The organism is Desulforhabdus sp. TSK, from assembly GCF_022836495.1.
Lineage (GTDB): Bacteria > Desulfobacterota > Syntrophobacteria > Syntrophobacterales > Syntrophobacteraceae > Desulforhabdus.
Map to the genome: position 1 here is coordinate 1 of NZ_BQXM01000014.1, position 13,750 is coordinate 13,750.

Below are 13,750 nucleotides of genomic sequence, written 5' to 3' on the forward strand. Positions count from 1 at the left end.
CTGTCAAACAGGGCACGGCCAGGCGCAAAATGCCCTCGCATGAACCGTTTTAGAATGGCAGGAGCATTGCTTCCCAGTGCTGGAGTCAAATACCGGTCAACGGGCGTTCGCCAATTTGGACGCCCTAGGCTCAGGTGGCGTCCAGGGAAGAAACGTCTTTGGCCCTAAATGTAGCATCTACCATTATAGAGACCCTGTTCCCGTCGGTGATAACGAAAATGGGATTGCACCTCCACGACGGGTATAGAGTCTGCGCTTACTGGAAATGCCGGTATGAAGGCACGCCTTTTGAGAAAATAATGAAAGGCACATAACAAACCGCTCAAGAGGGACGCGGCATAAAACCGCCGCGCCCCTTAGCTTAATCGTTGGCCCCACCATCATGTTCCTCGCAACCTAAATCGTGCAGACAAATTATCTTATTGATCAATTTAGCCATATTGATTATTTTATGAGTCATGGAGAAGCGCAGACCACACTACAAGCTAACCGAGGTGCAGGCATTGGTGGCCGACCCAGCAAGTCAGCCTTTCACGGTAACGGCTTTACGCAACGGACTCGCTATGGGCCTGACTGAACCGGAGATGCGGGAGGTGGTGCTGAAGCTCTCCCGACGAGATTTTTACAAGGCAATGACTTCGCATGCAGACCATCAGGTGTGGCAGGATGTCTATCACGGCATGACGGAAGAAGGAATCGTTGTTTACATCAAGATCACTGCCTTTGCTGAAGGTCATCCGCCAATCATACAATTCAAGGCGAAGTGAGGTGAGATCATGAAATGTCCAGCCTGTGGCCACCCTGAAATGGTATCCAAAACCCAGGATGAAACGCTCTCTTACGGCGGCCAATCACTCACACTGCACGCTATGCGTGGTGAGTTTTGTCCGGTATGTGATGAGGGTGTGTGGGATAGTGAGAGCTACCGCCGCTATACCGAAGCTCAGGCAGCATTGCTGCGAGCCGTGAAAGGAGATGTGAGCGGTGAAATCAGGCGCATCAGAAAGAACCTGAAGCTTACCCAGGCTCAATTGGCCGAAGCCTTCGGTGTAGGTAAAGTAGCATTCTCTCGTTATGAACGGGGAGAAACCCGTCCTCCTGCCCCAGTGGTCAAGCTCCTTAAGTTGCTGGAGCGCCATCCGGACTTACTGAAAGAAATGAACACCGTGTAGTAACTCTGCATTAACAGGCCCAACGCCGGGCCTGCACGCGGACACGAAACCACGCGGTGCAAATTCGGCGGTGTCATCCGAAAGTCCGTAGCCGCATGGTTTTGCGCCGCTCAGCCCCGGCGTTGTGCAGCAAGATCCAATCACCCTCACGGGTGTATGCTCGCTTGAAGAGGAGAGGTCCTTGCCGACCATTTCGATGTTCTACGGGATCATCATACGGATGTAGTTCGCTCCAGGTGAGCACCCAATGTTTTTGAATTAACCAGATTTTGTCATTCCGGCGAAAGCCGGAATCCAGGAAAATAAAGATTTTCTGGACCCCGGTTTTCACCGGGGTGACGTTAAGTCAACACCATTGGCACCCACCACCCCATTTCCATGCCTACTATGGCGAACACAAGGCCTCTGTTGATGTTCGTACCTGCATAGGTGGCAGCTTGGCTTGGGTGTTACCCCAGCCTGACTCATCAGATCCATCTATGCTATACTTGCAATATCGATTCCCATTGAGCGGAGGAAACAATGTCATTCCCAGCCCAATCACGATACACCGCTGAGCAGTACCTTGAGCTGGAACGGCGGGCAGACTACAAGAGCGAATTCGTAAATGGGCATATCTATGCCATGTCTGGCGCCAATCGCAGACACAACCAGATCACATTCAACCTTGCCGGTCTTTTGCATTCGCAGCTTCGAGGCAGACCCTGTGAAGCCTATGTCACTGACATGCGGGTTAAAATCAGCTCAACCGGAATGTACGCTTACCCCGATGTTGCCGCTCTCTGTGGAGAAGATCTTTTCGAAGACACGCACCTGGACACCCTTATTAACCCCACCTTGATCATAGAGGTACTCTCACCTTCAACAGAAGCTTATGACCGTGGAGGAAAGTTCTCTCACTACCGCAAGATCCAGTCTCTCATGGAGTATGTGCTCATTGCACAAGACCGGTACAGTGTGGAGCGTTTTCTTCGGCAGGAAAATCAATGGCTGTTTTCTGAATCGACCGATCTCAGCGATGTAGTTCACCTGCAGTCGATTCAATGTGATCTCTTGCTGCGCGACTTATACGATAAGGTCACCATTCCAGACGATACCGAGTAGACCGGCTCCCATGAGAGATGGATCGGGGGGCGCTCAGTTACTTCTCGTTTAAATAGTCTCGTACAGGCGGTGGAAGGGCTAACGAATGCCTGGAACGGACCGGCAACCGCATATTCTTCCAGCATGTGTCGTGCGAGCCGGCTACTCAGCGGCTCTTCGTCGGCCACTCAGGCTCGCGTTAACTAAATTTCTTGTCAGTGCTCACCAAAATGGGTAATATATGCGCATCATAAATGCGCATAAGGAGAGCATCATGCAAGAGGCTTTATACGATACCAATGCACCGAAGAAATCGACAAATCTAAGCGTCAACAGCGACCTTCTTCGCCAGGCGAAAAACTATCACATCAACCTTTCCAAGGCTCTGGAACAGCGCTTGGTTGAGATGGTGCTCGAGGAAAAGCGCCGAGAATGGAAGGAAGAGAATCGCGATGCCATTGAAGCCTATAATCGTCGCATCGAAGCAGGTGGCGTGTTCAGTGACGGCTTGAGGAGGTTTTGATGGCACAGTTTGATGTCTTCGAAAACCCCTGTGAAGAAACAAATCAAGCTGTTCCCTATCTGCTCGACGTCCAGGCTGACTTGCTCGACACCCTTTCAACGCGTGTAGTCGTACCACTTGTAGCCGCTTCAACTGTGGGTAAAACCATCAGACATCTTAATCCAGCGTTTGTGATTAAAGGCACCGCAGTATTCATGTCCACAGCAGAGTTGGCCGGGATTCCAGTACGGTCCATGGGAAAGAAGGTCAGCTCACTAAAAGCTCAGCGTCACGAGATTATTGCTGCACTTGATTTTCTGTTCACCGGCTTCTGAGGGACTTCTAACCTGCAAGGATAGAGGAGAGTAGTAGAGGGGTGGAAGGCTTTTTTCCACCCCTCTACTACTCCCCTCTATCCGTTGATTTACCGCGAATGTCACCCTGTCCTGCCGTTCCTGCGACGAAGCTTTTGAGCCTTGATGAATGGCTCCTTCATCACCAGCCGCATCAACCGGGATCAGGACGATGCCGGCGAGCTTGTCTTCAATGCGTCCCTGATTTTCACCAAGGCGGCACGCATGCGGTTCACAGTGTCCTCTTCCGGGGCTGCAGCCATAATGTTCATGAGAAAATCCAGGTGCTCGAGCACCGACCGGAATTCCCGCGGTGAGCCGATGTACTTTTTCACCTCCCGGTAGGTGCTGATGATCTCGTCGGCGTGTTCCCCCAGGTCTCGGGCAGCCAGGTGCTGGAGCAGCAGGCAGTCGGCGGACATGACGGCGTTCCAGAAATCGGGGTCACTCAGCTGTTGCTCGCTTGCGGCCGCCCGGGCTTTTTCGATCATCTGCCCGAAATCCTCGGCGAGCTTCAGGGATGAATTCAACACAGAGAGGAGAACCGAAGCCGTCAGCCAGTTGAGCTGCGGGTAGGGATCCCTCTCTTTGCTGTGCTCATAGGCCGCTTTGTAGTGATGGGCCATCTTCTCCAGGGCTGCCTTTTTGCCCTCCAAGTCGGTCGCGATCACGGCTTCACGTTTGGCCGTGCTCCCCAGGAGGGACAGGCGCTCGGTGGTCTCGCCCATCAATTTCACGAGCCTATGGAGGTTTGCCTCAGACTTGCCGATAAGCTTCCTCGCCCTCTCCGCATTCTCCTCTGCATCTTTCTTCCAAAGCTCCACCGCCCATCGTGCCTGGAGATTCCAGAGCTGCTCGACCGCTCTCACCGAGTAGAAGGCCTTTTCATCCCTGAGGGCCTTCTTACAGCATTCCACCGCCTGCTCAAAGTCCTCCAGCTCCCCGTAGGCGCACCCCAAGGCGGCCAGGATCTCCCCCTCCCCGCGCCATTCGGTGGGAATGCGCTGCTGGATATCTCCAACGGTCTCTCGGAGCGCTCCCAGTTGCCCGTCATCGGCCGTCTTGGCCTGCTGGGTGATGTTGTCGAGCCGGGCGATCACTTCAGCTGGGGCGACAAATCGTTGTTCCTGACTCCCCGCCGGGTTCTTGCCGCCCGCTTGGACGAGTCGGAAGGCGTGGTCGCCGTAACACTGGTAGGCCCCCCAGGTGTTGATTCCGGGGTGTGCGTCATACACGGCGCGCCGTGCAGCAAGAACAGCATCTCCGAAAGGCGACCCTGAAAACATGGCGTCGTAGAAGGTCGTGGCGAACAATAGCGCCGCAGCGTCGTCCACCGCCCAGCCCGCAGCCACCACGGCTTTGACTCCCATCCGGATGAGCTCGGTGGCGAGGTTGGCCGCCAGTTTCGGCGGGTGATTGGGCGGAAGCTTGTCGTCGACCTTTTCGATCCTTCCCAGGTGGCAGCAGTTGATGAAAACCAGCTCAGGAACGGCGCGCATCTGGTGCAGCTGTGCCGGAGTCAGGAACTGGTCGGGGCCGATCACCATGCCGGTGGTCTTCCTGACGATCTTTTCGGCGCCGCAACACTCGCAGGGGATGTCGAGCTCCTCCTCCTGAGCGTAGACACCATGGCCCGCCAGGTGGAGGATACGGTAATCCCGGGCATACAACTCTTTCAAAATGGAGCTGCTCGTCGCGTTGGCGCCAATCTTGTCGATGGACTGGTACCCAGATTTGAGGAAAAGCTCGTGCACCTTTTGCGCTTCGTCTTCCGCGCCGGGAAGGTTCACAAAGTTTGTCTTCGGGTTGCCCACCACCAGCGCCGCCCGGCCCCGGGCCATGACCACGCGGTTGCGGTACTGCTCGGTCTGGAGCTGGCGGATCATCCCCGCCTGAACGGACAGGGGCTTTATCCCGATCATCCCCTGATCATGAGCGGGGCGCTCCTTCATCATCTCCCAGGGGTAGCGGGCCGCTTCGTCGTTGAGTACCAGGACCAGGGCACGCCGGTCCGGAGCGTATTCCTTCAGCTCATTGGGAACGAGCATCTCGAAAAGGGTGACGGCCACTCCATCGCTGTCCGCATCCGTCGAAGCAATGATTTCATCGATGAACTGGTCAGCCTGGGACCGCTGGCTCTGCTGGATGTGGACCTCTGCCCGGGCGCGCTCGGTCAGAACGTTGAAGGCCAGGCGGCCCAGTCGATCCTCGTTGATCTGGAGCCGCTGCCACCAGGGCTCTTCTTCGGCGTAGGAGGCCCGGCGGCGTCCGCCCTCGCTGCTTTCCACGCGCAGCGCGGGATCGATGAGGAAGCTGCGGGCGATCTCGGGGTCCTTGCGGACCCGTTCCATGGCATGGACCGCCTGAATGGCCCGATCTTCAAACAGCTCGATGAGCTCCAGTTCGTCGAGCAGCACCCGCTGATCCAGGCCCTGTTCCCTCAGGCCCTGGACGGCGTTGGCCACTCCCCGAAGAATGGCTGTGACGGAATCCTCCAGGGAGACGCCTCCCTCACCGCTCCCGACGAGGAGAGCGCCAATCCCGACGGTACGGGGCAATGTCGGAGCCTCACCGCCACGGTCGAGGGCTTCGGCAATGCTGAGGGCGTAGGCGCGCAGGCCGCGTGAAACCGCCCGCATCAACTTGCCGGGAGAGAGGCTTCCCACGGCGCCCAGGCCGATGATGACGGCGCCGCCCGGCTGCCGCCCGGGGTTGAGAAACACCTCGGCGGTATCATCGGCTCCCGGGTAAAGCCCCAGGAGGTAACGAGCCCGCAACCGGCCGTCCATGACCCGGTCCAGGTGAGCTTCGGCGCTCACGATACCGTCATCCTCGTAGTGACCGACCATCACGGGTTTGTGCGTGAAGCCGAGATTGCCGTGCACCACGGAAACCCGGATGCGGTGGACCGGCTTGCGGCGCTTTGCATCGGGGGAGCTCCCCAGCGCCGAGTGCGCCAGGTCCCTGAACCCGGTGTAAAGGGGCGCGATCTCCTCCGGCAGCTCGAAATCGGCTCGCACTCCGCGGCTCACGGGCGGAGCGGTATCCAACCGATCGGTGGTTCCATTTCGAAGCAGGTCGAGGATGGCGCCGAAGCATTCCTCATGGTCGGCAAGGTCCCCATGCGCGGCGGAGGCATACCAGGTTTTTACCCCCTCCGGAATACCCGTCTTCCAGGGCACGCGTCCATCGCCCTCGGGGGTGGCCAGGAACACGATGCGGGCCTTGCCGTCGTCGTCCGGTTGGATATCCATGCCCGACGGCGTGGCGGGGGCATGCCCGGCCAGGTAGAAGACCCGGGCCGGGTCCAGGGGACTGCGCGCGATAGTGTCGCGGACGCGTCGTGCATCCTGAAGCGCAGCCGCCGTCGGCAAATGCCATTCATCCCGCTTGGGATCGGCCTGGGAAAGCTTCTGCCACTCGGCGTAGTCCAACAGCTCATCGGGCAGGAGCTCCAGCAGGCCCGGATATTCGCTGACGATGCCGAGAAGATCCACCGGCTTGTGTTTCATGTCGAGGATTGCCAGCTTTTTGATGAGACTGTCCCGCCCCGTGAGGACCCTGGGGATGCAATAGGAGCCCTGGTTGGGGGTGCCGAGCATGATGAGACGGGCCTCGGGGTGCTTGCACATCCGGTCCCAGGCGGCAGGCTGGGTCGCGATGAGTGCCCGTGCCAGGAGTCCCCCCATGGAGTGGGCGATGATGCTCACCGGGTGTTCCGCTTTGGCCGCCCGCCGGACCGCTTTGTCGATCTCGCCCGCTAGGCGCGCCGCCTCCTTCTCCAGGGAAAGGCGCCAGTCGTAGGCGAAGGGAATCACTTCGTGGGTGGCCGCAAGTCGCTTGACCAGGTCCCCGTAGGACATCCACACCGGCTCCTCGGCCTTTACCCCCGGCGCATCGATGCGCAGGGCGTCGAACTTGCCGAAGGCGATGCTGACCGGGTCGAGCCAGATGCGGTCGTGGCCCACCGTCAAGTGGCTTCCCATGATGCCGGGGAGGAGAAACACGACGGGCTGCGGCCCCGCTGCCGCGCGAAGGTAGGGGGGGCGCTCCGCATCGCTCTGGCGTACGTCGAACGGCTCGAAACCGTCCGGTTCATCCTTTCCCCGGGTGAGAGCCTTCATGACCCGCTCCGCGCTCTCGTCGTTCTTGAAATAACGGAAGTGGGAGACGTGGGAGCCCTGGTGGAAGGAAAACGCCGCTCCGCCGGTGCGGTCGGCCCCGCCGAACATGGCCTCGGTGTCCACCACCAGGTCATTGTCCTTGCGGAAGATCGGGTCGGTGGCCAGCGTCCCCAGTGCGCTCAGGAGGGTTTCCCCTTCGATGTCGCCGGCAATCACCCGCAGCTCGCCCTCCACCATGCAGTCAGGTCGGTTGAGGAGCTGAACGAGGGGGGATCCGGGAATCATCGCCTCGATTCCCGGCAGGACCGAGGGATCCGTCCGCTCTTTGGCCACCAGCATGGCGAGCTCGCTGAAAACGTCGTGAACGATGTTGACGCCGGGCACTGCGCTCAGGAAGGGGATCTTGGAGAGCAGGTTGAAAAGGATGGAAAGGTAAATGTCGAAGCGTTTCGAGGCCAGCGTCGTTCCCCAGGCCGGGCAGGCCACCCGCACGAACCGTTCCACCGTGAAAGGCTTCTCCTTGAGCAGGCGGTTCAGCCTGGCCAGGTCGCCCCGCTTCCCGTCGGGGTTCATGAGCGAGAAGGCTTCCAGTTCGTCGGCATTGAAGGGTTCGCGGGCGCCGGCCGCCATCTTCCGGCAGAGGAGCTCTCCCACCAGTCCTCCCCGGGAGTGGGAAACCAGGTGAAGCCGGCCTTCGGCAGGGAGGGCTTCGAGGAGATCGAGGGCGTTTTGCACCGGACTCATGGAGAGGGTGGCGTGCTCCAGGGCCAGCACATTGGTCCCGTAGGGGTCGAAAAGCTTCCTGCGCAGGTCGATCTTCTCCGGCTCCCAGAGCGCACCGAAGCTCCCCCGGGTGGACGAGGCCGTACCATGGAGGAAGAGGAGGGTCGGCCGATCCGCCGTAAGCGTATCGCGTCCTTTGACCCAACGGGTCAGCTTGAAATCCCCGGGGACGGCGCAGCGATAGAGCCCCGGGCCGAACCCTTTGTCGCTGGACCCGAGGGTGTGCTCTTCCCACTTTTCGGCCAGCTTCCCGGCAGTCATTTTTCCCACGTCCACTTGGAAAAAGCTGAGGGTCTTGAAGAGTATCCTGCCGACGATGCCCCGCGCCGCATCCTCGCGCGCCAGGCCCACCGGCAGCTCCAGTGCCCCATCCCCACCCCGTTTCCGCTCCTGGCCGGGAATCAGCTCGGTGCAGAGGCGCTCCCGCGAAGTCCAGACGCGGGTGCCGTCTTCGAATTCGATTTCCACCACCTCGTTGGGCTCCGACTGGTGAACGGCGGGCGGCGCCTTCGCAGCCCGGGCCGCAGCAATGCGGTAGGTGTGCTGTTGGGAGAGGGTGACGAACTGGGTTCCTCTCCTAAGGGTGGCGGGAGCTTCGGTGCCGGGGATGCGAATCTCAACGATGGAGCTTTGGTCGGCCATGTTTTGTCCCTCCGTGGATGTGCTGTTACGGTTGTTGAGTGGTCCCCAGGGCGCAGGACACCGCATGAAAGGTGAGGGAATAGCGGTCGAGCTCGAGGCTGATCCCCTGGTAAATCAGGGGCAGCCCCTCTATGCAACGTTGGCCTCACGGCCTCAATGCAGCCAGATAGGCCGCCAGAAACTCGTCCCAGCTGCTCTCCCGGGTAAAGTCGAGCGTCTTGTAGAGGGGCGAAAGAGTGCGCTTGGGAAAGTAGATGGAGAGGCCTGATGAGTGGTCTACCGCCCCTCCCTTAGAACCGTTGGCGACGATGGCCGCTCCCGCACTCTCCTTGACGGCGGCACAGGCAGTATGTACCTCCGTGTCGGTGACCTTTGTCTCCAGGAGGGAGCAGAGGTGAAGGAGGTCACAGTAGTCGTCGTAAGGGCGGCTATACTCCTGGACCTGGGCCCGGACACTGATGATGGAGTTGAGGGAAGCGCTATCGGCCAGGATGTTTTTGAGGGCTTTGGCCAGACCATCCACCGCCTCGGCCAGGGCCTTGAGTCCGGCAAGCTTGAGGGCCGACTGGGTGATGTTTTCGTCTGCACCGTAGGAAGCCACATATTGATTGACGATAGTCTGGGAGAGCTGTCTCGGTGTCATGGCGGGCTTGGCGGCCAGGGCCTTGAGGATGCGGTCGTAAGGCCATCCGTCGCCCGGCTCGGTTTCCTGGGAGCCGACGCAGAATCCGGCCACGCCGCGGATCTGATAAGCCACCTCGGCCATGCTCATGAGGCAGGCATCCATGCCCAGGATGTCGATCTTCCGTTTCAGCTTTTTCTTGATTCTTGCCATCACGTTCTTCAGCTCAATGTTGTCGAGAAAGTCCTGGGCCTGATCGTCGAACGCGATTCCCCGATCCCTGACAGCGGCCTCCACCGTGGTGTTGAAGAGGGCCCGGCGCGTGCGCCGGATGCCTGCCCTGGCCTGGGCCAGGGGGAGTGAACCGGCACCGGCAGCCCCCCCACGCGTGGCGATGGGCTGGCTCTTTCGCGAGACCGGCGTGTTTCCTTCTCACGCGGAGCCGCGGAGGACGCGGAGCTTCATTCTATTGCGGTTTCTCCGCGTTCTCCGCGGCTCCGCGTGAACTGAAACAAGATTTTCTTTTCCGTGCCTTGGGGGTCGAAAACCCGCCAAGGTCCCTCAACTGCTTCCGTTCTTCCCGCCCTTCAAGGCTTCCGTCCGATTCTTCAGGTGCTCCACGATTTCGTCGAGCTGAGGGATGGACTGTCCCTGACGCTTGCGAGCCTCCCTGAGCAGGTTCAAATTATTGAGAGTGGTTTCCGTCATCCACGAGGCGCCGGCCGCCGCAAGGACCTTGGGAAGCACCTGGCGGGCAATAAGCCAGTCGTTTCCGACGCAGGCCAGTTCAAGCATCGTGGCCAGACTCCAGTAGTCCTTCGTCCCTCCACGACGCGCCACCGCAAAGCTCACGAGAGGAACAAGCCGGTCGACCTCTTTGAGTGCCTCCGCATCTCCCTTTTCGATGAGGAGCGTGATGGCGTTCACACCCGGATAATAGTCACGAGGGTCCGACTCGAATCCCCTGGTGTATGCGGCAATGGCGTCGTCGAGCGCCGCAGAGGCCATGATGCTCCCGGCCTCCTTCAGGTCCTTGTACCGATCTTTGTGAACGCGGCCGAGAATTCCCAGCGTTTCCGGATCGCCCCCTTCCTGCTCGACGATTGCGTTGAGCAGCGCGACAGCCTTGTCCCTGTCCCCGGGAGATTTGCGCCGATTGAGCGCCAGTGCCCATTGTTGCCGCACCATGGTGATCTTCTTGACATAATCCGGCAGGCTCTCGCAAAGGCGCACCATGGATTCCCACGCCGAGACGTCGCGGTAGGAGAGCAGCAGTGCAATGAGCGCTTCCCGCTGCACTGTCCTCAGATCACCGAGGTTCTGCTGGAGCCTATCGAGAGCTTCGCGGCGTTCCTCCTCGGTCGGTTTGGCAAGGGCCGAGCCCAGCAGGTTGCGGAACTCCTCCGCCTGTTGAACACGGTCCTTGAACGCATCGGTGACATCGTGGGGCAGGTCGATCCCGGGAAACGAGGGAATGAGCTGAAAGATGGGGCTGTCCTCAACCGCCGCCCCACGAACGGCTTCATCCAATTTGTTTTTCAGCGCGGACCGGAGTTTGGCTGCTCCATCTTCAGTGAGCACTCCATTTTCGAGGGTGTAGCCCAGGGCGCGCATCAACGCCACATCAAAGGGGAGGGGACGGAGTGTCGCGTAGATCGGTATGGTTGTGTAGGGCTTCGCAGCATGACGGACTCCAAGTTCGTAGAACACATTGGGATTTGCCAGGCTGAGATCGACTACCGCAAATTCAGCAAGGAGCAGCCGTGCGAACATTGCGGCGTGAATGATTCCACCGGTCCGCTCCTCGTCAGCACGCAGAGGCTCAAGGCCAGCATCCACGATGGCGGGTTTGATGGCCCTGTCGTAAATCTGATCGAAATCGATTTCCACACCACTTGTCAGGTCGGATTTCTTTCCAAAGGGCATTGCGACAAAACAGAGCGCTTTATGAGGCATGGCATACTCCAGTTTTCAGGCATTGCAAGGTTGAAAACCTGCTTACAATCAACAAACGTGATCAGAGGCTTGTCTTCAGGGCGGAACGAACACACGAGGAACGTCTTCATTACGCTTCTCCCGCGATGTTTTGGATTGTTCCACTTGAGGGTGTAGTCTTATTTTCCGATGACCTGCTCCACGATTTGTCGAAAACGCAGGAATTCGGTCCAGACTTCCGACACAAAGGAGATCAAATTGCCGCAGCTGCGGATCACCGTGGGGAGCAACACCTCTTCCGCAACAGGTCGAGGCAGGCAAGGAGGTCGAGTAGATCAAGGAACTTGTAAATGCAGAATATACATATCGAATTTTAAAAGTCACGTTGTATTTTCGCGGGGATTCCAAATAGAGAGAAGGGCACACTTGAGGCCTGATTCTCGGGGTTCAAGGTAAATGCACTCGCCTTGACAATCTCTTGAGGAAAATCCTTGCACGGGCTTCATCTATAAAATATAAATAACATCAAGATGATGGGCGAGCCATTTTGCAAGAGAATTCGCGATGACAGAGGCTACTGGGAACAGGTTGAATCGTATGTTTCCAGTCGCACGGAAGCCTTATTCACACACAGTGTCTGTCCGACATGCATAGAGAAACTGTATCCGGAATTCTGCAAGGATGAGGATTCTGGCACAGCCGAGAAAGAATAGTCCCCTTTGGGCGGCGCTGCTTGCCATCTCTCTGGGGGAGGAACTTCCGGGGCGTCATGACTGAGGCGGCGCTGCATGAGCGCCTGCTCGCTTGTGCAAGCAACCGGTGAATACTCTCGGTAACGTGCGCGGGACGGTTCGGTGTGCTGAGGCCTTGAACAACCCGGAGCACGGGCATGAAAGAGAATGGAATTGCCAACAGCACAAAGGAAGACATTGATAAAATGGAAAAGTCAGGGGGCTTTTCCTGTTCTTGCTCCACCCCCCTTGAGATAACCCGCGAGCCACACCAGAAACGGGGTAGCCAGAGCCCAGACCGCCATGAGCACCAGCATTCCACTCACCGACGGAAGGGCCTCGGTGGCGCCCATTTCAGCCCCTGCGTAGTAGGCCAGGGGGCCTCCGACAGCCCCAAAGACGGCGGCCAGTTCATAGCGGCCCTGCAGCCAGGACAGGGAAGCATTGAGGGTCGATGGCCGTCGAAAACATGCTCCAGTTCCCCCAGGTCGAGGTAGAGCATGAACAGATTGTAGTCATTGGCCTCGTAAAGAGTGACGTCCATATCCCGGCAGAGGAGATGCGCTGTGGCAAGCCCTGAGATGCCTCCGCCGATGATGGCCATTTTCATAAAGCGTTTCTTCCAGTTCGAGGTGGCAGAGGGAAAAATGGGCTGGTTCGCTTCTTGTATTCCTCAAAATCGGTACGGCCTTCATAGTGCCGTTCGAGCATGGGAATTCCAGATACCTTGAGGATCAGGCAGGTGATGGTCAATGGACCGATGATGGTGAGCCAGCCGTACGGCAGGGAGAGAGCCATGAGCCAGATCCCCCACCAGAGGGTGACTTCGCCAAAGTAATTGGGGTGTCGGGTATATCGCCACAATCCTTCCGTCAGGAGCTTGCCGCGGTTGGCCGGGTCGCGCATGAAGGTCAGGAGCTGCCAGTCGCCGACGGCCTCGAATGAAAAACCCAGCATCCAAACGGCGAGACCAAGGAAATCCCATGCCGTAAAGGGATGGGACGCGGACGCGTTGATGAAAATCACCGGCACGGCGACAAACACCAGGAGGACTCCCTGGAGCATGAAAATCTGCAGGAAGGATCGCCAGAGGAATGTGTCTCCCCACTCCTCGCGCCACTGGCGATATCGATGGTCTTCCCCCTTGCCCCGATTGCGCTCATGAATGTGCAGGGCCAGCCGGAGCCCCCAAACCAGCACCAGACGACAAACGAGGACACCGCGAAGGGTAAACATGCCGCCATAGAGGAAAGAAAAAAGGGCAGCCAGAATAAATCCCGGCCCCCAGGCCACATCGACGATGTCGTTTCGCCCTTTGATCAGGGCGAGAATAAACCAAACGGTCATGTAAGCCAGAACAATTCCGGTCGTCGTGATCAGGACATTGGTCATGGCTTCCTCCTCAATTGTGAGATTTTCAGGCCGGGCACGCCAAAGCGAGGGCAAGAGACCACCATTGAGGCACAGGAAGGCTCCTTGCGCAGGAGAAGCTCCTGGATGCCTTCACCGCGTTTCAGACTCTTGAGCTGCAGCAGCAGGTAGCCGGCCGTGGCGATATTTCCCAGGGTCATGATGAGCAGGAACCAAACTGCGCCCCGGCTCCAGGAGCCCTCCCGCCATGCCACCCACAACCAGAACAAGAAAAAGCCGCAGTAGGCATCGGCAAGGGTGGCCCGAAACCATGGGTCGGGCCACAGTTTTTGTGCCGCGCTGAAGATGTCCTGATGCAGTGATGCGGTGACGGTCACCGAGAGCATCAAGGCCAGGACCAATAAGCCGGCTATCGCCAGAGGCGTCTTCATG

General features: G+C 58.5%; 12 protein-coding genes and 1 pseudogene. 6 read left to right on the plus strand and 7 right to left on the minus strand.

Features of this window, described 5'->3' with window-relative positions:
* Window positions 1-458: 458 nt before the first annotated feature.
* The 6 genes from MWC30_RS09975 to MWC30_RS09995 all read left to right on the plus strand — a co-directional run bounded on the left by MWC30_RS09975 (window position 459) and on the right by MWC30_RS09995 (window position 3,092).
* A complete protein-coding gene (locus MWC30_RS09975; protein ID WP_244084026.1) occupies window positions 459-767 on the plus strand; it encodes a type II toxin-antitoxin system MqsR family toxin in 309 nt (102 codons plus the stop codon).
* Between the two features lie 9 nt (window positions 768-776).
* A complete protein-coding gene (locus tag MWC30_RS09980) occupies window positions 777-1,172 on the plus strand; it encodes a type II TA system antitoxin MqsA family protein (RefSeq protein WP_244084027.1) in 396 nt (131 codons plus the stop codon).
* 335 nt (window positions 1,173-1,507) lie between these two features.
* Window positions 1,508-1,729, plus strand: a complete 222-nt coding sequence (locus MWC30_RS22935) for a DUF4160 domain-containing protein (protein ID WP_368860828.1) — start codon at window positions 1,508-1,510, stop codon at window positions 1,727-1,729.
* The gene (locus MWC30_RS09985; protein ID WP_244084028.1) at window positions 1,695-2,276 is read left to right on the plus strand and encodes a Uma2 family endonuclease; all 582 of its coding nucleotides are present in this window, start codon (window positions 1,695-1,697) and stop codon (window positions 2,274-2,276) included. The genes MWC30_RS22935 and MWC30_RS09985 overlap by 35 nt, the downstream gene beginning before the upstream one ends.
* A 253-nt stretch (window positions 2,277-2,529) precedes the next feature.
* On the plus strand, window positions 2,530-2,778 hold the full coding sequence (locus MWC30_RS09990; RefSeq protein ID WP_244084029.1) for a type II toxin-antitoxin system CcdA family antitoxin: 249 nt from the start codon (window positions 2,530-2,532) through the stop codon (window positions 2,776-2,778).
* Window positions 2,778-3,092 (plus strand): CcdB family protein, encoded by a 315-nt coding sequence (locus tag MWC30_RS09995; RefSeq protein ID WP_244084030.1) that lies wholly within the window; start codon window positions 2,778-2,780, stop codon window positions 3,090-3,092. The genes MWC30_RS09990 and MWC30_RS09995 overlap by 1 nt, the downstream gene beginning before the upstream one ends.
* Window positions 3,093-3,274: 182 nt before the next feature.
* On the opposite strand, the gene MWC30_RS10000 is transcribed toward MWC30_RS09995, so the two are convergent.
* From MWC30_RS10000 to MWC30_RS10030, 7 genes and pseudogenes are all read right to left on the minus strand, one after another.
* A complete protein-coding gene (locus MWC30_RS10000) occupies window positions 3,275-8,659 on the minus strand; it encodes a CHAT domain-containing protein (protein ID WP_244084031.1) in 5,385 nt (1,794 codons plus the stop codon).
* A gap of 145 nt (window positions 8,660-8,804) precedes the next feature.
* The gene (locus tag MWC30_RS10005) at window positions 8,805-9,578 is read right to left on the minus strand and encodes a clostripain-related cysteine peptidase (RefSeq protein ID WP_244084032.1); all 774 of its coding nucleotides are present in this window, start codon (window positions 9,576-9,578) and stop codon (window positions 8,805-8,807) included.
* A 264-nt stretch (window positions 9,579-9,842) separates the two neighbouring features.
* Complete coding sequence (locus tag MWC30_RS10010) at window positions 9,843-11,237, minus strand: TRAFs-binding domain-containing protein (RefSeq protein ID WP_244084033.1); 1,395 nt, start codon at window positions 11,235-11,237, stop codon at window positions 9,843-9,845.
* 925 nt (window positions 11,238-12,162) lie between these two features.
* Window positions 12,163-12,384 carry a DUF2878 family protein gene (locus MWC30_RS10015; protein WP_368860831.1) on the minus strand — a complete coding sequence of 74 codons (222 nt, stop codon included), beginning with the start codon at window positions 12,382-12,384 and terminating at the stop codon, window positions 12,163-12,165.
* 74 nt (window positions 12,385-12,458) lie between these two features.
* A pseudogene (locus MWC30_RS22940) lies at window positions 12,459-12,557 on the minus strand (FAD-dependent oxidoreductase); the annotation flags it as partial.
* Entirely contained in the window at window positions 12,554-13,339 is a 786-nt protein-coding gene (locus tag MWC30_RS10025) for a DUF1295 domain-containing protein (RefSeq protein ID WP_244084035.1), read from the minus strand. The pseudogene MWC30_RS22940 and the gene MWC30_RS10025, both read right to left, overlap by 4 nt.
* Window positions 13,336-13,749 (minus strand): DUF1475 family protein, encoded by a 414-nt coding sequence (locus MWC30_RS10030; protein ID WP_244084036.1) that lies wholly within the window; start codon window positions 13,747-13,749, stop codon window positions 13,336-13,338. Before MWC30_RS10030 ends, MWC30_RS10025 begins: the two co-directional genes overlap by 4 nt.
* Window position 13,750 lies beyond the last annotated feature (1 nt).